This is a genomic window from Paenibacillus sp. FSL P4-0184, assembly GCF_038004625.1.
Taxonomy (GTDB): Bacteria; Bacillota; Bacilli; order Paenibacillales; family Paenibacillaceae; genus Paenibacillus_AQ.
On sequence record NZ_JBBORN010000002.1, the window covers coordinates 1,516,069 to 1,535,775 of the forward strand.

At 43.6% G+C, this 19,707-nt stretch carries 17 protein-coding genes; 5 read left to right on the top strand and 12 right to left on the bottom strand.

From position 1 onward, the window contains the following. Positions 1–35: 35 nt before the first annotated feature. From MKY52_RS28510 to MKY52_RS28545, 8 genes are all read right to left on the bottom strand, one after another. On the bottom strand, positions 36–1,226 hold the full coding sequence (locus tag MKY52_RS28510; protein WP_341055166.1) for a Ger(x)C family spore germination protein: 1,191 nt from the start codon (positions 1,224–1,226) through the stop codon (positions 36–38). After that, positions 1,219–2,322: a GerAB/ArcD/ProY family transporter gene (locus tag MKY52_RS28515; RefSeq protein ID WP_076283628.1), complete on the bottom strand. Its 1,104-nt coding sequence runs from the start codon at positions 2,320–2,322 to the stop codon at positions 1,219–1,221. The genes MKY52_RS28510 and MKY52_RS28515 overlap by 8 nt, the downstream gene beginning before the upstream one ends. 36 nt (positions 2,323–2,358) lie before the next feature. Beyond that, a complete protein-coding gene (locus tag MKY52_RS28520) occupies positions 2,359–4,026 on the bottom strand; it encodes a spore germination protein (RefSeq protein WP_341055168.1) in 1,668 nt (555 codons plus the stop codon). A 178-nt stretch (positions 4,027–4,204) separates the two neighbouring features. After that, positions 4,205–6,403 (bottom strand): DEAD/DEAH box helicase, encoded by a 2,199-nt coding sequence (locus MKY52_RS28525; protein ID WP_341055170.1) that lies wholly within the window; start codon positions 6,401–6,403, stop codon positions 4,205–4,207. After that, positions 6,400–7,719, bottom strand: a complete 1,320-nt coding sequence (locus MKY52_RS28530) for an ATP-binding protein (RefSeq protein WP_341055172.1) — start codon at positions 7,717–7,719, stop codon at positions 6,400–6,402. Before MKY52_RS28530 ends, MKY52_RS28525 begins: the two co-directional genes overlap by 4 nt. A gap of 15 nt (positions 7,720–7,734) precedes the next feature. Beyond that, positions 7,735–9,339: a TerB N-terminal domain-containing protein gene (locus MKY52_RS28535; RefSeq protein ID WP_341055173.1), complete on the bottom strand. Its 1,605-nt coding sequence runs from the start codon at positions 9,337–9,339 to the stop codon at positions 7,735–7,737. A 195-nt stretch (positions 9,340–9,534) separates the two neighbouring features. Continuing rightward, positions 9,535–10,737, bottom strand: a complete 1,203-nt coding sequence (locus tag MKY52_RS28540) for an MFS transporter (RefSeq protein WP_042193977.1) — start codon at positions 10,735–10,737, stop codon at positions 9,535–9,537. 91 nt (positions 10,738–10,828) lie between these two features. Further along, positions 10,829–11,596 (bottom strand): DUF1836 domain-containing protein, encoded by a 768-nt coding sequence (locus tag MKY52_RS28545; RefSeq protein ID WP_341055175.1) that lies wholly within the window; start codon positions 11,594–11,596, stop codon positions 10,829–10,831. A 113-nt stretch (positions 11,597–11,709) separates the two neighbouring features. On the opposite strand from MKY52_RS28545, the gene MKY52_RS28550 reads away from it, so the two are divergent. Further along, entirely contained in the window at positions 11,710–13,035 is a 1,326-nt protein-coding gene (locus MKY52_RS28550; RefSeq protein ID WP_042188579.1) for a hemolysin family protein, read from the top strand. Positions 13,036–13,071: 36 nt separating this feature from the next. On the opposite strand, the gene MKY52_RS28555 is transcribed toward MKY52_RS28550, so the two are convergent. Together MKY52_RS28555 and MKY52_RS28560 are read right to left on the bottom strand one after the other, a co-directional pair. Further along, entirely contained in the window at positions 13,072–13,605 is a 534-nt protein-coding gene (locus MKY52_RS28555; protein ID WP_341055176.1) for a GNAT family N-acetyltransferase, read from the bottom strand. 27 nt (positions 13,606–13,632) lie between these two features. Beyond that, positions 13,633–13,986: a VOC family protein gene (locus MKY52_RS28560; protein ID WP_341055678.1), complete on the bottom strand. Its 354-nt coding sequence runs from the start codon at positions 13,984–13,986 to the stop codon at positions 13,633–13,635. Between the two features lie 161 nt (positions 13,987–14,147). On the opposite strand from MKY52_RS28560, the gene MKY52_RS28565 reads away from it, so the two are divergent. Beyond that, positions 14,148–15,494, top strand: a complete 1,347-nt coding sequence (locus MKY52_RS28565) for a TrkH family potassium uptake protein (RefSeq protein ID WP_341055177.1) — start codon at positions 14,148–14,150, stop codon at positions 15,492–15,494. 61 nt (positions 15,495–15,555) lie between these two features. Here the strand turns inward: MKY52_RS28565 and MKY52_RS28570 are convergent, their stop codons facing one another. Further along, positions 15,556–15,831 (bottom strand): hypothetical protein, encoded by a 276-nt coding sequence (locus tag MKY52_RS28570; protein ID WP_042188584.1) that lies wholly within the window; start codon positions 15,829–15,831, stop codon positions 15,556–15,558. A gap of 177 nt (positions 15,832–16,008) precedes the next feature. On the opposite strand from MKY52_RS28570, the gene MKY52_RS28575 reads away from it, so the two are divergent. The 3 genes from MKY52_RS28575 to MKY52_RS28585 all read left to right on the top strand — a co-directional run bounded on the left by MKY52_RS28575 (position 16,009) and on the right by MKY52_RS28585 (position 18,925). Beyond that, complete coding sequence (locus MKY52_RS28575; RefSeq protein WP_341055178.1) at positions 16,009–17,241, top strand: aminopeptidase; 1,233 nt, start codon at positions 16,009–16,011, stop codon at positions 17,239–17,241. Between the two features lie 50 nt (positions 17,242–17,291). Beyond that, a complete protein-coding gene (locus tag MKY52_RS28580; protein ID WP_341055179.1) occupies positions 17,292–18,521 on the top strand; it encodes an aminopeptidase in 1,230 nt (409 codons plus the stop codon). A 221-nt stretch (positions 18,522–18,742) separates the two neighbouring features. Then, positions 18,743–18,925 (top strand): hypothetical protein, encoded by a 183-nt coding sequence (locus tag MKY52_RS28585; protein ID WP_042128123.1) that lies wholly within the window; start codon positions 18,743–18,745, stop codon positions 18,923–18,925. Between the two features lie 71 nt (positions 18,926–18,996). Here MKY52_RS28585 and MKY52_RS28590 read toward each other — a convergent pair whose 3' ends face one another. Then, positions 18,997–19,689 (bottom strand): AlkZ-related protein, encoded by a 693-nt coding sequence (locus MKY52_RS28590; RefSeq protein WP_341055181.1) that lies wholly within the window; start codon positions 19,687–19,689, stop codon positions 18,997–18,999. Positions 19,690–19,707: the final 18 nt, after the last annotated feature.

Consider the following 19,707-nt stretch of genomic DNA (forward strand, 5'->3'; position numbering starts at 1 on the left):
AAAAGTAGCTTTCGATATTCTGTCTGGAAATTCGTTCAATCAGATGTTGTACCAAAATCGGTAATCTTAAGCTTTAGATCAAAGGTCACTGGAATCCGAGTAAATTCCTCGTCCCAATGATCCTTAATCTGTTTCCAGACATGAGGCCTTTCAATGCTAAACCAATCTCCGAATCCTGCTACATCCACTTTGTAAGTGGATTGCATTTTGTTGATAAGAGCATTGATTTGTTGGGTTAATTTTTCTTCGAATATCTTCTCTAGTTCTTTGAAATAATCAACTTCCGAGGAATGCGCATCAACATCCCAATTCTCAATTAGGCGTCCAGTGGACTCAATTGCAACATGAAATGATATCTTCTTATCATCGGTCTCTTTCAGCGTAATCTTACTCTTAACGGATTTAATCTCATAAGTAATCGACTCGTTCGACTGATCATATGCTTTGAGACTCCCTCCTCTTATATCCCCCTTGATCCAGGCAATACTCTCCACGTCATTTTGGTCGAGATTTCCGATCCAATGTCCTGTATCTCCCTTGATTATACCGGCTCCGGAAAATTTGACCTCACCATGTGCCTCTATAACGTTCTGCAACACAAAGCTTTGCTTGGAGTACATAAGCGCATCTAGATTCGATAGCGTTATGCCCTTCATAACTTTACTGGTTCTGAAATTGTTACGGACCATCTCCACCAGCCGGAAGGAAGGAATCTCCTCCTCAGTCGTCATAAGCGAATCGGACGCGAGCCCCTGGCTAAGAAATATGAGACAGCTGGGACGGATATCGTTATCTCGGAGTACAAAATCCATTAACTGTCTGATCTTCGCCTTTTGCACTAGATCCTCTGATATGACGATAACCTTAAGGTGATGGCCTATAATCGGACGGTTCTTGCGAATGGAGAACTGACGGAATATTTCAAGCAGAGAATCCCCTGTTTCTGAAATATTGTAAAAATGGGTTTTGGTTTTTTCGCCTTCTTTACCGGAGTTCCCGATTGTTCTTTCAGGCACAATTTGTACGGTTGCCGTAAGTTTATTATGCTTTGGGTAGCTCCCTCCACGCTCCTCAAATTCCCGTTCGAGCGTTCTAGGTTCCCCCTTATCAAGCGCCAATCCCGTAATAACACTCAGGTCTTCAATCTCTTTACTGCTCCAACAACCAGGCTGCGTAAGCAGAATCATGAATATTATTAGTAAGTGTATTACTCTCTGTCTAAACATTCTGCTTGAGTCCTTTCTTCCTGATCAGTAATACGATCGACAATAACAGTGGCAACAACATAAAAATCAGCACACCCATATAGCCAATCGATTCACCAAGACTGAAGACATCGTTGATGCGTTGAGGAATCATCGTGCAGATGAAAATTACAGGCATTAAGGCGAACATAACCGGATGGATCTTCAGATTAAACACTTGCGAAATTCCAAGTGACGCATTAAAGAAAAAACTGCAAAAATTGCAGAACATCTGCATCAGCCATATGACTAACAAAGGAAATTCAAATCGTTCAAAAAAGAATCCTGAAATTTCCAAGCTTCGTACCAAATCTATCGTAGGCCAGGTACTGGTGATTACAGAATTGATGGACAGACCTCCAATAACCATTACAACAGTTACCAAATACAGTACCAACGGGATACAGAATCCGACCATCATCCCTTTAACCGCTTCCTGCGGATGCTCCATAAAGGCCGTCATGATCATAACAACCTCACATCCAGTAAAGATCAGGATGCCCGACTTCATCCCCCGAATGACCGGCATCAGGCCTTCACTCATAAAAGGGCGTAAATGATGGATATCAAATATTCTGGAGCTTAAGATAAAACAAATAATCAGAATAAAGATACTGATCGGAAACACAATTTGAAACACACGGGCAATGGAATTAATCCCCCCATACACCAAATAGGTGCCTACCCAGATGAACGGCATCACAATCGCCCAAATTGGAGTCCCTTCCAGAAGAAAGAACAACGTTACTTCCGCCAGTACTCGGATTTCGAAGCCCGCAATCACAATAAAGTACAGAATCAACAAAGAACTCAGTACACCACCCGGAAGATTTCCAACAATTTTTTTAGAATACTGAAAGACAGTTTTACCTGGAAATTGCTGGCTAAGCTTCACCATAACCATTATCACTATAAACACGACAATACCACCCAGCACCACAGAAACCCAGGCATCAGGAGTCTGTACAGCCTTGACAAGATCTCTTGGCAAGGTCAAAATTCCGGCACCCAGCATTGAATTGGTCAATACTATGGCAGCTTGCGAGGTTGTGATCTTGTCATCCGTACGTTTGAACACTGTGGTCTCCCCCCTGCTCCTGCAAGAATACATTCTCTAGGATTTGCGATTTTTCTTCTGGGTCTTCAGCATCTCCGGTCTTCGCTTCATAATGGATAAAGGTGCACGGATAAATAAATCCTTCCAGTCACTTACCCGAAAGGGCGAGATAGGTGTGATGTAAGGCACCCCGAAGCTTGAAAGGCGAGTCAGATGACTGCAAATCAGCAGGAAGAACAGGATGGTTCCGTACATGCCCAGGACCGCTGCAAATAACATGCCTGCGAATCGTAAGATCCGGAGGGTAATTCCAGCACTGTACATCGGTATGGAAAACGAAGAGATCGCTGTCACTGCAACGACAATTACTAGAAATGGACTTACAATACCGGCCTGTACCGCGGCATCTCCAATGATCAGACCTCCGACAATTCCCATTGCCGGACCTATGGGCTTCGGCAGACGAATTCCAGCTTCACGTAAGATTTCAATGGAAATCTCCAGAATCAGTACTTCAATTAAAGCAGGAAAGGGTACACCTTGGCGTGCTTCAATTATGGAAATGGCCAGCTGAGTAGGAATTAGTCCCGGATGAAAGGAGATAAAGGAAATATAAAGCGCAGGGGCTAACAGAGCCAGAAATGATGCGCAAAACCGTAACACCCTTAAAAGGGTACCTGGAAACCAGCGCTCATAGTAATCCTCGGGAGACTGTAAAAGCATACTGAACGTCACTGGAACAATGAGTGCAAACGGTGTGCCGTCCAGCAAAATTGCAATTCTCCCCTCTAATAAAGAGGCAATCACTCGATCGGGTCTTTCCGTATTCTGTGTTTGCTGAAACGGACTTAAATAATCATCCTCGATTAACTGCTCCACATAGCCAGATTCCAGAATGAAATCCATATCAATTTTGGAGATCCGTTCATTCACTTCCTGTAGCAGATCAGGATTTACAATGTTTTTCATATAAGCGATAACTAGACTCTTCTTGATTTCGCTACCTACTTCAACCATTTTCATTTCCAGATTCTTATTAAGACCTTGGCGCCGTAGCATAGAGGTATTCTCACTGAGCACTTCGGTAAAGCCAATCCGGGGTCCCCGCAGTAAAGCTTCCGAGGTTGGCTCAGTTATTGCGCGCACTGCTCCATGTGGAAAGCCCACCAGAAGCATCTCATGCATGCCTTCGACAATCAGTGCAGTGTATCCAAACAGGACAGACTCCTGCAGATGGTCTAAATCTCTAGCATCACTAAGCTGAGCCAGCGGGAGCATATTCTGTTTCATATAGGTGTATATTCCTTCCGAAGCTTGCATTTCACCGGCAAACATCAGATTTTGCAACACCTGTTGATTGATTAGCTCTTCATCCTGCATGCCCTCCACATAGACCAATGCGGCACGTGCCTGAATACCTTTGACTGAAAATTCACGAAAATGCACATCACTATTCCCCCCCAAGGCCGTTCTTATCGCCGCTAGGTCGGTATCATAATCTTGCGTAAACACTGTAGACGCACCCTGCTGCTGTTTTACTCCCTCATTGTCTGCCTTCTTATGTTCCTCCTGAGAGTCAGCTCCTGACTCCTTGGAACGTCCGCTTCCAACATAAAAATACAAATGCTTGTAAAGGTAATATAACCCTATGGGAAAGAGCAGCGTGATGGCTGCCTGCATAAAAACTGTCCAATCTGGAATATAAGAGACTATTTTAGACCACATCGTTATCATCCTTTAATAGGAATCTTCTAGATACTATTCTCTGCCTGCCCTGTTTTTATACAACTTATGGAATAGGAGGAAAGTCTAGATCGGCACAAGGAGATACACGTTGCTGTGCGTCCGAACATAAAGAGACGCCCGCATAAGCGGGCGTCTCGATTAAAAATATTTAAGATAGTTACTGTGGTTGCCGCCATTGTTTTAGTACTTCTAGCAGCCCTGGAACATCTAATCCATCCAAAGAAAAAGCTTTGCGCAGCAGCTCATGCGGGATGAACTCGTCATACTTTCCGAGGTAGGGTGCTTCATCTGGAGATAACAATGTTAAAGGATCAACGGCAGCCATACTCTCAGCGATGATCTCCGCTTCCAGCGTTTCTGCATCTGTTTTGCCTGCAACCACCATATAATAAGGTTCCATCGGCACGATAGATCGAAGTCCCTGTGAGCTCTTCAAATTGTTTTTGAGAAGGCGCTCTAGTGTACGGAATTGCCGACTACCCGCCCACGGTAAGATAAACATCGAATCTCCACCTGCCGGCATAACGGAACGTTCAAGCATTCCACTTTCCTTCGCTAAACGACGAGCTCGTTCAAGCCGCGCAGCCGCACTCGGAGCAAGATACGGATACAAGGATGTTGCGCCTAACACTTCACGTATTTTGGTCATAATTCGTGTATGCACATCCCCGCCCGCTCCAAGCCACAACGTATCCACTTTACCGCGTGAGGTTTTTACATAAACAGCTTTATGTCGATTATCGACCTCTTCTACCTTCCAGAGCTTCCCTGCCAGAGTAAAGCAGTAACCCGGTGGTGGTACTGTTGTGATCGAACCGATCTCTTCAGTCCCGTTATAGACAACATGCTCTTCATCGTCTTTGAAGACTGCGTAGAAGCGGAAGTTGTTCACGATCTTCTCCCCCGCCATCCCAATAATCAAGCTGCCTTCATCCATCCTCTCGATTTGTCCCATGCCCAGCATATAAGTCATGAAGGTATCGTAGTCCGCAGGATCAATACTATTGAAGGAAGGTAAGCTTAGTACAGCCTCCTTTAAATCCTCCGGCTCCGCCTCCCCCATACTCTTCAATATGCTCATCGTCTGATGGTATAACAGCCCTACTGGCAGCTGGCGCACCACCAGTGGTTCAACCCACTTCTCGCGCACATATAGCTCAATAACCGCAATCGCTCGAAGCAGCGTCCAAGGCATCCGTGCCGGAAGCTGCGCTTCCTCATCCTCTTCCTCGGGCGTGACAAAGATCATCTCGGATGCGGCGTCACCGCGCCTGCCCGATCGGCCGAGTCGCTGCACAAAGCTTGCGCAGCTATAAGGAGCGCCGACCTGGAGCACCCGCTCCAGCTCTCCTAGATCAATGCCCAGCTCCAGCGTCAAAGTTGCTGCCGCAACTGCAGGTCCGGAGCCTTGCCGCAGCGCGGCTTCCGTCTCTTCGCGGAGCATCGCGGAGATGCTGCCATGGTGAACGTGAAAAACATCCCGTTCCCCACGCTTCGCGGCCGTTCTCCGCAGCTCAAGGGTTGCCGTCTCCGCATCCGAGCGGCTATTCGTGAAGATCAACGCTTTCTTAAGATGCGTATGATCATAAATGAAATCGTAATAAGACTGCTTCGCGCGTTCTAAATGCTCCGCCTGCACTTCATCCCGTGCATCCGGGAAAGAGAAATGCTCCACACTTAAACGGAGCTTACGCCCGCCCTGTGGAGCGGACACCTCTACGCTCTCCCGCGTCCCTGCCGCCAGCCACTCCGTCACCGAAGCATAGTCACTAAGCGTAGCCGATAGACCGATTCTACGCGGATGACATCCCGCCATTCGTGAGATTCTTGCCAGCTGACTCAGGACCTGAATTCCCCGATCAGCACCCATAAAGGCATGCACCTCGTCAATGACAATATATCGGAGATCATGGAACAGTGCCGGGATAGCATTCGGACGGTTCATCAATAGTCCTTCAAGCGATTCAGGGGTAATCTGTAGCACGCCGGAAGGATTCTGCACCAGCTTCGTCTTATCGGCTTGCGGAACATCCCCATGCCAGTGCCATACCGGAATATTGCCTTCACGGAGCAAATCGTTCAGCCGTGTAAATTGATCGTTAATCAATGCTTTCAGAGGAGCGATATAGAGAATACCAACCGAACCGGAAGGACGTTCATACAGCTCAGTAAGCGCTGGAAAAAAAGCCGCCTCTGTCTTACCTGAAGCTGTACCCGAAGCAATCAGTAAGTGATGCGGCGTTTCAAACAGTACACGACAGGCATCCACCTGCGCCTCACGCAAAGTTTCCCAACGGTTCTTATAGATAAACTCTTTAATAAAGGGAGCCAGCCTATAAAACGGATTATCACTCATAATTCAAACTCCGCGAGGAATCCATCTAACTCATTTTGTTCAGTATCGGCAGGTTTAGAGGTTCGTTCGCCCACTAGCTTCTCGAAAGAGATCTCCGGATGCTGGTGTAAGGTGTGAAGTAGATCCATGAAATCACGCACCACTTCACGCGGAGTCAGGAGCTCGTCTGCCCCTAATCTGCCCACAGCTTCTTCCATAAAATGAACCAATTGTTCCTGTTTTAACTGTGCTTCGTAACCATAATGAAGGGCATGGATATCTCTAAGCTTTTGCAAAAGGATCAAAATTTCTTCATGTGAGAGCATGTCCAGTGCAATAATAGGCCCAGTATAATTGTTCAGACCTGCTGCGCCGTATCTTCCTGCAACTAATCTTGAACGCAGCGCTTCATAACTAAATAATCCACGCCGTCCATCCTCCACAAATTGCGGAGTCCCCCCTATAAAAATCCCTAAGCTTTCTGCCTTGCCCTGCATCGTATCGTTGAACATCGTAAGCAGCTTTTCATAGTTACTCTGACGTGAGATACTGTTCGTGATTTTGTAGAGATTGACACCTTCGTCTATGAACAGCAGCAGTCCCTTATAACCGATAGCAGAAGTGAATTCCGCCCACAGCTTCATATAATCATACCAATTATCATCATCAATAATCACGCCAACACCAAGTGCTTTTCGTGCTTCCGTTCGAGTAGCGAATTCACCTCTTAACCAGCGAAGGGAATCCTGCTTCAATTCATCGTCAGCGAGCTTATGGGCATTCCAATAAGAAGCCAGCACTTTGGCAAAATCAAATCCATGCACCAAACCGCGCATTTCGGAGGCTACAGCATAGATTCGTTTCTCTACCTCGTCTCCAAGCTGAGGGTGATCAGGGCCATATTCATTCTCTTGCATCACAGACTGCTGAAGCGTAATGATCCATTTTTGCAAAATAATCTCCAGAGCGCCTCCATCTGGACGCGTCCGGGTAGACAAATGACTCATCAGCTCTCGATATGTAGCAAGACCTTGTCCTTTCGTTCCCACTAATCTTCGTTCAGGGGATAGATCCGCATCGGCTACTACAAAATCCCGATCCATCGCATAATTACGGATCATCTGCAAAAGAAAGCTTTTGCCGCTACCGAATTTGCCGGTAATCAGCTTAAAAGCAGCTCCACCCTCCGCAATATTATCCATATCTCTCAATATCGCTTCAATCTCTGGCCGGCGGCCAACGGCTATATGCTCTAGTCCGATACGCGGAACCACACCGGCTGTCAGTGAGTTGACTAGCGCTGTCGTCATGCGTTTGGGTATTTTTAAACCATTCATCCAAAGTTCACCCCATTAAATATTAAGCAGATAAATTTTATAATCTTCTGCAATTTCTTCGCCATCTATAATCAAATCACCAAGAATATCCATTGCGATATCATTGATCTCATCAATCAAGAGCTCTGACATCGTACCATTTGCAGCCGCTAGCTTTTGTATGGTTTGTGTTCCATCCTCGTTCATAAGCGTAATCAGAGCTTCGTGTTGGAGTGGACTTAAAGCATTAGAGAACTGCTCCCACTCCGTATCTACGTTAGCAGATTGAATTTCTTCTATAGTTAATTCAGGCTCAAGAGACTGAAGCGGTACAATGATTTCATCTTCAATATCTTCAAATTCTTCTTTTTCTACTACTTCTTCAAGCTCGGATTCCTCATTAGTAATCTCAAAACCGCTAGCCTCAAGTTCTTCCAGCTCATTCATTTCATCAACCGTAAGCATGGTTCGTACAATCTCGGAATCACTCTGCAGCCTTTCAAGCTTCTCACGATCAATAACTACTGCCGGCCCCTTATCTTCCTGTTTCTCTTTCTCAAATTCCCGCTTCAGAAAACGAGTGATAAGGTCATCCATATCCGCATCCACATTAACCCCTTTGAGCCGTCCTCGATACCCCAGCAGTTCCCGTAATTTATTCTCAGTTAAACGGAATAGCCTTGTAATCAAACTGCGAAGCGGTGGAGATTTACTGATACGCACAACCGGTATAAGTACTGAATAGCCATATAGCGAAATATCATATACGGCGCTACGAAATAAATAACGCTCCCGCATTACTGAGGGGCCTGGTGGGAACATTTCAACCAAATTCGAGCCATGTTTCCGACTGACATAAGCGTTGATTAATGCCACTACCTGTGGAATATATCGTTCGAGGGCTTCTTTACCTTCCCCCATATAAAACTTCGATTTACTAATATCGTAGTCCGACATTGCTGTTAATACCGTAAAGGTTAACTGCTCAGGAGCTACAGTAAGACATCTCTCTAACTCTAGCTCTGCCAAATCTCCGGCAAGACCGCGTGAACGAGCAACGATTAAAGATAGAGGCACATCCAAATGATGAACAAACGAGAAGTCTGCGATCCAACCACCCAAATATTGATCCAGACGTTTATAATTTTCACGATAAGCTTCCCAGATTTGACTGAGCTGCTTATAGCCATCATAAGGATCTTGCCAACCTACACCATTAATAAGCTCATACACGTGCAGAAAAATATATGAAAGATCCGTTTTCGGATATCTACCCTGTCTAACTTCATTGCGCCAATAAAAATACCATCTACTTTGCGTGCCCGTCATATGACCATACGTTGGCCAGTAACTCTTAAAAGGAATAAATAGCGCCGAATCCTCGGTTCTATGTTCCAACTCCTTCGCTCTAGCTACAAACTGACCTTCGGTGGTTGTCACAGGCTCCGGCGTGTCGGTCTCCAGATCCCAAAGCTGAAGCTGTAAAGAAGGTTCAGACGATGCTTTAGGCTTTCCTACATTTGCAGTAGATAACTTTGGCAGCGCTGGTTCTGATGAATTTCGCGGGGGAATAGGAACATTTTGTTCCGTACTTTCCCAGACTAATTCCGTGAAATGAGGCTGATTCCTATCCTTACTCATGTTCGATCGCTCCGTTCTTATAAAAGAAGGACGAATGCAAGCATAACGCCTTCTTTGCGGGGGCCCTAAATATATAGTAGTTTCTAATGTTAAAAAAAACGGCCCTGTTCACAACTGTGAAGGAACCGTTTTGTTCTTATTAAATTTTAGCATTGTTGGTAGATTAACATCAAGTATGTAATGAAGAATTATCCTTTACAGGAGCTCCGTTCCCTTTGTCTCTTTTCCTAGGAAGAGCACCGCTAACGCACCGATAATAATCGTTACAAAAAATAACATGAAGATCGAGCCAATCGCTATAGATTTACCTACCAGCACCCCTACTAACAAAGGAGCGATGATGCCGCCAATCCGGCCAAAGGAAGTCGCTAAACCAGCGCCTGTTGAACGAATAGTTGTTGGGTACAACTCTGGTGTATAAGCGTACATACCACCCCATGCTCCGAGATTAAAGAATGATAAGCAGATTCCAGCAGCCATCAGCATGCCTTCTGTAGTTGCATTTCCGAACCATGCCGCACTAACGGCAGTGAACAGCATATAGATGACCAGGACAAACTTACGTCCGAACTTTTCGATGAAGTAAGCGGCAGTAAAGTAACCCGGCAGCTGAGCTAGCGTCATGATAAGCACGTATTCGAAGCTTTTAACCAAGCTGAAGCCTTTAAGTACCATAACTGTAGGTAGCCATAGAAACATCCCATAATACGAGAACACTACAGTAAACCATAAAATCCACAGCATAATCGTAGAACGACGATACTCTGGTGACCATACTGTTGTGATACGTTTTTTCAAGGACACAGGCGCCTTCTTGATCTCAGCAAACTTCGGTGAATCGTCTATAGCGCGTCTTAAGTATAGAGCGTATAGAGCGGGAACAGCACCAATACCGAATGCTACACGCCAGCCATAATCAGGAATAACAAAGAATGCAATTAAAGCGGAAGCGATCCATCCAACCGCCCAAAAGCTCTCTAGTAGCACAACCGCACGGCCTCTCTCACGGGCAGGCATACTTTCAGACACTAATGTTGAGGCGACGGGCAGTTCCCCACCTAGTCCAAATCCAGCGATAAATCTAAGTACACAGAGTATTCCGAAGCCTGTTGCAAAAGCCGATAACCCACTCGCAGCCGAGAAAATTAGGAGTGTCCATAGAAGTATCGGTTTACGTCCAAAACGATCGGCTAATATCCCTGCTGCCGCAGCACCCACAGCCATGCCCACGGAGTTAATACTTGTCAATATACCTATCTGCTCCGGTCCCAGATTCCAATCCTTGGCTAAAGCCGCTACAACAAAAGAAATCATCCCGACGTCCATCGCGTCGAACATCCAGCTTAAGCCTGCACTGAAGAGTAATTTCCTTTGCTTCGGATTCCGCAGCAGTGTCATTTGATTCACTTCTAAGCCCCCTTATATCCAACATATATCTTATGAAACTTACTTTTGATTGTTTCACTTATACATATTAAAATTGAAGCGTTCAAAAATCAAGAAATAAAGCTGCATTAAAGTATTGTCTGGCAAGCGATTGAAAATAACAGGTCTGAACAGCTATCGTGGCTATCAGAAGTATGTTGCGGACAGACTCTCTCTGAGATCTCGTAAGATGCGTCAGCCGATTGATCACACGATCTGTGGAACTTCTAAGCAGGGAATCTTCTTTCCAGGAGAACTCCTTGTGTAAAAGTTGATCTACTTTACATTGGGTTTGTATAGTTGGATTGCTCTTGATCTCTTCAAACAGTCCAGCATATGCGTAATACAGCCTTGTCGGTTCTATAAGATCATTATCGTCTCGATCTGGCTTTAAGAACATTAATCGGAATAGCTGACGAATACTTTCGAAATTTAGGGCCGATTTGAGATCATCGATCATAAACAGAAGTGCTGCCTGATTAACTGAATACTTCTTTCCTTCTCTTGGAGAACCGAGATACTCCTTAAAATCACGCTTCACCCAATTTTGCATAGTAGTCACAGTCAAAGTGGAATACTCTATTAGATGGCCTAATGAAGCAATTTCACCGAGTGAAAAGCCTTTTACATCATGCCCCTTAATGATCTTTTGAAAAATGGGTGGAACATCTGTAGATAAAAAAGCGGGTAACGAAGTCCCCTTTTGTACTTCATCAAGATGAAATTTAGTCCATGCCTCTTGGAGGATATTCAGCGGTTTCCGGTCTGATAATCCGGTCAATGAGAGCAGAAGACTGGACATCTCCACACGAGTCAATGCAAATGATTCCATATCTGTTTCCCTCCACCATTTGATATTTCTCTGAAAAGTTCGTAGAATAGTTCATAAGAACTCATAATATGAGTATAACCTATTTTAGGAACGAAAGGGATGGTAAAGATTATATGGGTATAGGACTTAGTTTGACGTTGGTGGCTATTTTGATTATTTTAACCGCTTTTTTTGTAGCAACGGAATTTGCATTGGTGAGACTTAGAGGTAGTCAGATCAGTCAGATGGTGATCGAGGGAAAGAAGAACGCGCTAGCTGTACAACGAGTGTCTGCTAATCTTGACGGATACTTATCTGCTTGTCAGCTCGGGATTACAATCACTGCACTGGGTATTGGTGCACTGGCAGAGCCAGCGTTTGAGCAGTTGCTCCTTCCGGTATTCGACTGGGCTAATATTAGTCCAAGTGTGAGTCACCCTCTTGCGTTCTTATTCGCATTCGTCATTGCAACATTCCTACACGTCGTTGTCGGGGAACTTGCTCCGAAGACAGTAGCTATAAACATTCCGGAAAAAATCGGTCAAATTACATCACCGCTGATTATTTGGTTCTACAGAATTTTGTACCCACTCATTTGGTTTATGAATGGTTCCGCAAATCTGCTTGTTCGCCTTTTCGGGATGAAGCCTGCCAGTGAGCATGGAGACGCTCATAGTGAAGATGAGATTCGTTTGATCTTATCCGAAAGCTATGAAAGTGGAAAAATCAATAAAGCTGAATATGGCTATGTCAACCGTATCTTTACTTTTGACGAAATGTTGGCCAAAGAAATCATGGTTCCACGAACGGATATGGTATGTCTTTTCACCAATCATTCATTGAAAGAAAATTTCGAGATTATTCGTAAGGAACAATATACTCGCTTCCCGGTTGCAGAAGGTAGCAAGGATAATATCATCGGAATGATTAATACGAAACAGCTTTATTTGCAATATGACAATAACCCTGATTTTGATTTCAAAGGCTTGATTCAGCCAGTCCTAACCGTATCTGAGGTAACACCTGTTAAGAACCTTTTAACACGTATGCAGTTGGAGCGGGTGCATATCGCCCTGCTGCTTGATGAATATGGTGGAACGTCTGGACTCATCACGATTGAAGATATTTTGGAAGAAATCGTTGGTGAAATTCGAGATGAATTTGACGGTGATGAGCGCAGAGAAATTGAGAAACTAAGCGATACAAATTATCTGTTCGATGGTAAGGTATCTTTAATTGAGGTCAAGGAGCTTACCGGTCTTGATTTCGAACATGAGGAAGTGACAACGATTGGAGGCTGGTTATACAGTCATATCCCAGATCCGGCCGTTGGCAAAAGCATTGTACATGACAACGTAACCTTAATCATTCGTGAAATGAACAGATACCGTGTACGCAAGGTTGAGGTCATCATTGAGACCACTGGTGATACTGAATCGTCAGAGCTTGAGAATTCATAAGCTTTTAATCATAAAAAAAAGGATAGAGTTATCAGATTAAATCTGATCCTCTATCCTTTTTTCTTTTATCAAAATCTTACTCATGTAATATTCATCTACCCATTGGCCATCAATTACATGTGATTTTCTTTTCGTCCCTTCGATCTCAAACCCATTTTTGATATATAGCGACATAGCTAGCTCATTATGGGTCATAACTGTTAGCTCTAACCGAACAATTTCAGTATTCTTAGCCCATGCATCCAGTTCTTTGAATAGCCCTGTACCGATCCCCTGACCTTGATACTGTCTTAGAATGCCAATGACTATGTACGCACTATGACGATTGCGTCTAACACTTCCACCTCTAACCGATATATAACCTATCAAATGGTTATCAACCTCTGCCCCAATAAGGATTGAAGTATCTGCTGAAGCGAAGGTTTCGAGCATCTCTTTGACCTGATTTAGACTGGATTGTCGTTCATCCGGCTCTAATAACATAAATTTGGATTCCTGATCCAACTGATGCTGTAAACGAAGTAATGCTTCTGCATCATTTGGAATCAGCTTTCTTGATGTAATGACCATATCTTACTCCTCCGAGCTGCAAGGTTCTTAACAACGACAGACCATAATAACATTACCGTCAGGATCTTTAAAATTAAACCAATGGTCATGCTCGATATCCGTAAGAATCTCTCCGCCATTTGCTTTCACATAATCATAAGCAGCATCAATATCTTCGGTATTTAGATGAAAAGAGGGGATATTAAGAACGGACTCAGAAGTGTAAATTTTGCTGTCTAATACGATTTCTGGTCCTTGCATGGGGATCACGTATAGATGCCCGAATAATACTTCACCATCCAAAGGCAAACCAAGCAATTGGCAATACCATTCTTTGGATTTCTCAATATCCTTTACCGGAATAAAAACTGCACCAATCTGATTCAGAATCGGACTTACCACCATTAAGAAAGCCTCCTCTTTAAAGTTGCAGAATAGGGTGTTATTCTAGAATAATTCGATAAAATATGTCAATTACCTCCCTCCACTTAGGGAAGGTCTGGCAAGTTATGTTATAATTTTGTGTGCACTACTCTAATTTCACGTATGACAGGAGAATTGAATTGGCTAATCTGAACTTCGGTGGATTGAAATTAACTCCACCAAAAGTCTTATCACTAGGATTTGTAATACTTATCACTGCCGGAACTTTTTTACTTAGTTTGCCGGTCGCCTCAGTAGAAGGGCATATTTCTTTTATTGATGCATTATTTATGGCTACATCGGCAACCTGTGTTACAGGTCTGGCAGTCATTGATACGGGCACACAGTTGACTACTTTTGGACAAGTTGTTCTACTCGTATTATTTCAATTTGGGGGATTGGGTTTTATTACGATGGCCACCTTGATTACTTTGGTCCTTAATAAACGCATATCCTTTAAAGAGCGAATTCTTATGCAAGAATCTATGAACCAGAATTCCATGCAAGGTATTGTCCAGTTGATCCGCAGAGTCCTGATCTATTCCCTTGTTATTCAGCTCACAGGTGCCATCATGTTTGCTGGTAGGTTTATGATGGATATGTCTTTCGGGAAAGCTGTATATTATGGAATTTTTCACAGCATATCTATTTTTAATAATGCAGGCTTTGATTTATTCGGTGACATTCATGGGCCCTTTAGTGGACTTACTCGTTTTGTAAATGATCCTATAGTGAATTTCACCTCAATGATCCTCATCTTTCTTGGAGGGGTCGGTTTTATCGTCCTATCTGATGTTTTTGACTTTCCAAAACGCAAAAAGCTTACTCTACATTCTAAGGTTGTTCTTTCGACCTCTATGATATTGATTGTCATTGGGGCTGCTCTATTTTTCTTACTAGAATTTAATTCTACGCTGAAGCCCTTGAGTGCAGGTGGAAAGATGATGGCTACATTTTTACAAGCGATAACACCACGTTCAGGTGGCGTCACTACAATTGAAATTCCACTGATGCGGGAATCAACGCAATTTCTAATGATTCTGCTAATGTTCATAGGGGCTGCGCCTGGATCTACTGGTGGGGGAATTAAGATTACTACGTTCGCTGTTCTAGTGGCTGCGGTTTCTGCAAGACTAAGGGGTAAAGAGGATATTGTAATGTTTCGTCATCGGATTGCCAAAGAAAATGTCTATAGAGCCGTGACGATGACATTGATGTCTCTAATGTTAGTGGTCATTGCTACGATGTTGTTATCTGTGACAGAAAAGGCTGACTTTCTTGCTGTACTCTTTGAATCCGTATCTGCATTCGGGACTTCTGGTCTCTCCATGGGACTTACTCCAGAATTGACTACGGCGGGTAAAGTACTCATTATTTTTCTAATGTTTCTGGGTCGGACAGGTCCGCTTACTCTAGCTTATGCACTCAAACCTAAGGGTAGTAAGGAACTTTACAGATATCCTGAAGGTAAGATTACAATCGGATAAGGCGAGATGTAACCAGCGGCAATGAATATTGCCGCTGGTAATCAATCAACACTTGTATGTTTTACTCTTCAACGATCTCTTGTTTATCTAGTGCGGCATCAAGCAATTGATTGTATACATCGTCATCATTTTCAAGTAGCGCGTCAGTTTCTAAGAACTGCTCTTCACTTCCAGGCTCACCAGCAAAGCTTAGGCTGTAATCCCATTCCGTTCCTCTTGTACTGAAAAAAGTAATCTCATATGGAGCCTTATGGTTTTCGAGAGTAAATATCGTCCTCCCTACATAGCTTTTATCCTCTTTACGGCTCATTTCAGCACTTACGATCTCTAAATTCATCCGCTAATCTTCCTTCCATTCATCAAATCATTTCCCCTTTCAGTATAGCATTGAAATGAATGTAATTCCTCAATTTACACTGTAAATTCCATGTAATTGACTTTTTTCATCCGGCGGTTAATAATTTAGTACAATACTTGTAAAGTACCAAACTATTAGTAATTGGAGGAAATATCGATGACTGATTTCGAGGCAAAGCTTAGTAAATATGCAGATTTAGCTGTGCAAATTGGGGTTAACGTTCAACCAGGGCAAATTCTGGTGGTGAATGCACCTATTCTTGCAGCTGATTTCGTTCGTATGATTACCGCCAAGGCATATGCGATTGGAGCAAGCTTGGTGAAGGTGAACTGGAGTGATGCAAGCATTACACGCCAGCAGTTTGAACATGCTGCACCAGAAGTGTTCACTGAGCCTCCTACTTGGTACGCAGGTGAAATGACCGAACTCGCCGAGAAGGGCGCGGCTATTCTTAACGTGATCGCGGAAGATCCTGATGCACTTAAAGGTATTGATCCTGTACGCATTTCAAATTATCAAAAAGTACGGGGAGCCGCACTCACCAAATATCGTGAAATGCAAATGTCCGACAAAGTTAGCTGGAGTATTGTTGCCGTACCTTGTCAGGCTTGGGCGGATAAAGTATTCCCGGATGTTCCAGCTGAAGAACGTGTAAGTAAGCTATGGGAAGCTATTTTCCACACCGTACGTCTTGATCGTGAAGATCCAGTAGCTGCATGGCAAGAACATCTCGACACCTTAGATCAAAAAGCAAATGTACTCAACGCAAAAAAATATAAGAAACTGCATTACATAGCACCTGGTACGGACCTAAGCATCGAGCTTCCAGAAGGTCATATTTGGGCACAAGGTGACAGCATTAATGCGAAAGGTCATTCTTTTGTAGCCAATATGCCTACCGAGGAAGTATTTACCGCTCCTCTAAAGACTGGTGTAAATGGCACCGTACGAAGCACCAAACCTCTTAGCCATGGCGGCAACATTATCGATGGATTCTCTATTACTTTTGAGAACGGACGAATTGTTAGTGTTAGTGCAGAGCAAGGACAAGAAGCACTAGAGCACCTCATTAGTATGGATGAAGGAGCAAAATACCTAGGTGAAGTTGCATTAGTTCCACATAAGTCCCCTATCTCAGAGTCCAATATTCTTTATTACAATACCTTGTTTGATGAGAATGCATCCAATCACCTAGCTATAGGTATGGCTTATGCTTTCTGTTTAGAAGGCGGTAAAGATATGACTCCGGATGAACTGATTGCACATGGATTGAATAATAGCGTTACCCATGTGGATTTCATGATCGGTTCTGCGGAGATGAATATTTACGGAATTACTGCTGATGGAACAGAAGAACCTGTATTCCTTAATGGAAACTGGGCGTTCTAATAACTGTAAATATGAAATAAAGACTAGAGATATTGAAAGGAGTAGAAACTATGTTGGATTTCAAGCAAAAACTGGAGAATTATGCATTGCTGGCAGTGAAGATTGGGGTTAATATCCAACCTGGACAGACCCTTGTTGTAAATGCTGACATCGTTTCCGCAGAACTAGTGCGTCTTGTAGTACGTAAAGCTTATGAAGCGGGTGCGAAGCTAGTCAAGGTTAATTATAGTGATGAGGTTGTTACACGTGCTCGTTATGACCTCGCTCCATCCGATTCCTTTTTGGAACCGCCACAATGGCAAGCAGATGAATTGGAAGACCTGGCTAAAAAAGGTGCAGCATTTCTATCGATAACTTCAACGAATCCCGATCTATTGAGCGGTGTTGAGTCAGGAAGAATTGCGGATAATCAGCGGATCTCTGGACAGACATTAGCTCCATATCGTGAGTTGTTAATGGGGAATCACGTAAGCTGGAGTATTGTAGCATTCCCATCAGCATCGTGGGCAGCAAAGGTATTCCCTGATGCATCACCTGATCAGCAGATTGATTTGCTATGGGATGCTATCTTTAAAGCTACACGTGCGGATCAAGCTGACCCTATTCAAGCATGGAGTCAACATTTAGATGGCCTGAAGGCACGTTGTACTGCTTTGAATGATAATAAGTTCCGCAAGCTGCACTATACAGGACATGGAACCGATTTGACGATTGAGCTACCAGAAGGGCATATTTGGTGTCAAGCAGGAGCTGTCAATGGCAAAGGAGTCCCTTTCCTAGCCAATATCCCTACAGAAGAAGTATTTACTGCCCCACTGAAGTCTGGTGTGAATGGTAAGGTAAGCAGCACTAAGCCGCTTAGCTATGGGGGTAATCTTATTGACAATTTCACCCTCACCTTTGAGAACGGCAAAGTAACGGATTTCACCGCTGAAAAAGGTTCAGAAACGCTAGCTTCCCTTATCACGTTAGATGAAGGCTCTGCTTATCTTGGAGAAGTAGCTTTGGTGCCTTTCCACTCCCCGATCTCCGAGAGCGGAATTCTATATTACACCACATTATATGATGAGAATGCCTCCTGCCATTTGGCGTTAGGTGCAGCATATGCCTTTACCCTTCAAGAGGGTACGACAATGACCAAAGAACAATTGCAGGAAAAAGGAATGAACCAAAGCCATACACATGTTGATTTTATGATGGGTTCACCTGAAATGAGCATTGATGGTATTAAGGATGATGGAACAACCGTACCTATCTTCCGTGATGGAGATTGGGCTTAAATTGTTCGCTTATATTATTGAATAAATAAAATGCCAAACAACCTGCTTGGTTCCTCTTCCGAGGACAAAAGCAGGTTGTTTTTTATTGTATACTAGATATCCAGAAAATAAATAGTCCAAATTTGAATAAAAGTTCAATATTTGTTCACACTATTGTTGATTTCCGTTCACAAATATGTCACAATACAGTTAAGGATCTAATTTCCAAGGAGGGGATTATCATGTTGAGAGACCCAATATCCAATGAAATTGACAGCGTTGAAGAAGAACAGCTCGAAATTCAAGCACCGGTGGATTCAAGAATTGTTGCATCTAATGCAATCAAATATACCGCCTATGTTATGCTGTTTTTCGGATTCTTGTATTTCCTGATTGCTTACTTGGCACCTATGTTGGAACAATAATGTGATGGATATGATTTTATTAGAAAACGCTTACGGTTAATCACTCTCATGGGAGTAGTGATTAACCGTTTTTATTTCCATGAGAATGCTTTGTTCGTCCAGGCTATTGCTGTAGGCGACCATATGCCATTCATTTTGGAATGTAGCCAAGCTATTGCCTCTTCTCTATCGCCTTCAAATGAGGAAAGACCGTTATCTTCCATCCAGTGGCTTACAGTCTCAAACGAGGTACTGCTCCAGCCATTTTTCTCACCTTCTGCATTTTGGCGTTCTTTTACACCTGAAATAACGATGTCCAGCGATGCCTGAAGCTCCGTAACCGCATTATCAAAAGCCGTCTTCTTTTCTTTAGCCTTCATATCAGCTTCAACACGAAGTATACGCGTATCAATCCCTTGATGTTCACGGATAATTTGTAGTAAAGTCACTGCTTCTCTGCTGGCCAATCCGTCATTATAACGTTCTTCTATAGATTTAGTACTACCTACAGCTGCCACAAATGCTGGAAACCACTCCCTAGAAACCAAGATAGCTTTCTTCTTAACAAATTTACCGTATCCAGCCAGGCCTTCACCAGGAAACCTTACACGCCATGACCATGGATCTAGCTCTGAACCCGTATGCCAATTCTCCGCTTTCGTTAATCCATTTAAAGATGGGTGCTCAGGAATCAGAGTGGCAAGCGGCAAAATCCCAATCTTGGTAACGATTTCTGCAGTTTCCTCAAAGGTGATAACACTTTCCTCTTCATATCCCTTATACATCACAACATCATCTCCTAT

What these genes read in the sequence shown, in the direction of transcription:
- MKY52_RS28545 (WP_341055175.1), bottom strand. Translation starts at nt 11,596, where the DNA reads ATGGAATCATTTGCATTGACTCGTGTGGAGATGTCCAGTCTTCTGCTC.
- MKY52_RS28530 (WP_341055172.1), bottom strand. Translation starts at nt 7,719, where the DNA reads ATGAATGGTTTAAAAATACCCAAACGCATGACGACAGCGCTAGTCAAC.
- MKY52_RS28555 (WP_341055176.1), bottom strand. Translation starts at nt 13,605, where the DNA reads ATGGTCATTACATCAAGAAAGCTGATTCCAAATGATGCAGAAGCATTA.
- MKY52_RS28535 (WP_341055173.1), bottom strand. Translation starts at nt 9,339, where the DNA reads ATGAGTAAGGATAGGAATCAGCCTCATTTCACGGAATTAGTCTGGGAA.
- MKY52_RS28525 (WP_341055170.1), bottom strand. Translation starts at nt 6,403, where the DNA reads ATGAGTGATAATCCGTTTTATAGGCTGGCTCCCTTTATTAAAGAGTTT.
- MKY52_RS28540 (WP_042193977.1), bottom strand. Translation starts at nt 10,737, where the DNA reads ATGACACTGCTGCGGAATCCGAAGCAAAGGAAATTACTCTTCAGTGCA.
- MKY52_RS28520 (WP_341055168.1), bottom strand. Translation starts at nt 4,026, where the DNA reads ATGTGGTCTAAAATAGTCTCTTATATTCCAGATTGGACAGTTTTTATG.
- MKY52_RS28585 (WP_042128123.1), top strand. Translation starts at nt 18,743, where the DNA reads ATGTTGAGAGACCCAATATCCAATGAAATTGACAGCGTTGAAGAAGAA.
- MKY52_RS28570 (WP_042188584.1), bottom strand. Translation starts at nt 15,831, where the DNA reads ATGAATTTAGAGATCGTAAGTGCTGAAATGAGCCGTAAAGAGGATAAA.
- MKY52_RS28590 (WP_341055181.1), bottom strand. Translation starts at nt 19,689, where the DNA reads ATGTATAAGGGATATGAAGAGGAAAGTGTTATCACCTTTGAGGAAACT.
- MKY52_RS28550 (WP_042188579.1), top strand. Translation starts at nt 11,710, where the DNA reads ATGGGTATAGGACTTAGTTTGACGTTGGTGGCTATTTTGATTATTTTA.
- MKY52_RS28580 (WP_341055179.1), top strand. Translation starts at nt 17,292, where the DNA reads ATGTTGGATTTCAAGCAAAAACTGGAGAATTATGCATTGCTGGCAGTG.
- MKY52_RS28575 (WP_341055178.1), top strand. Translation starts at nt 16,009, where the DNA reads ATGACTGATTTCGAGGCAAAGCTTAGTAAATATGCAGATTTAGCTGTG.
- MKY52_RS28510 (WP_341055166.1), bottom strand. Translation starts at nt 1,226, where the DNA reads ATGTTTAGACAGAGAGTAATACACTTACTAATAATATTCATGATTCTG.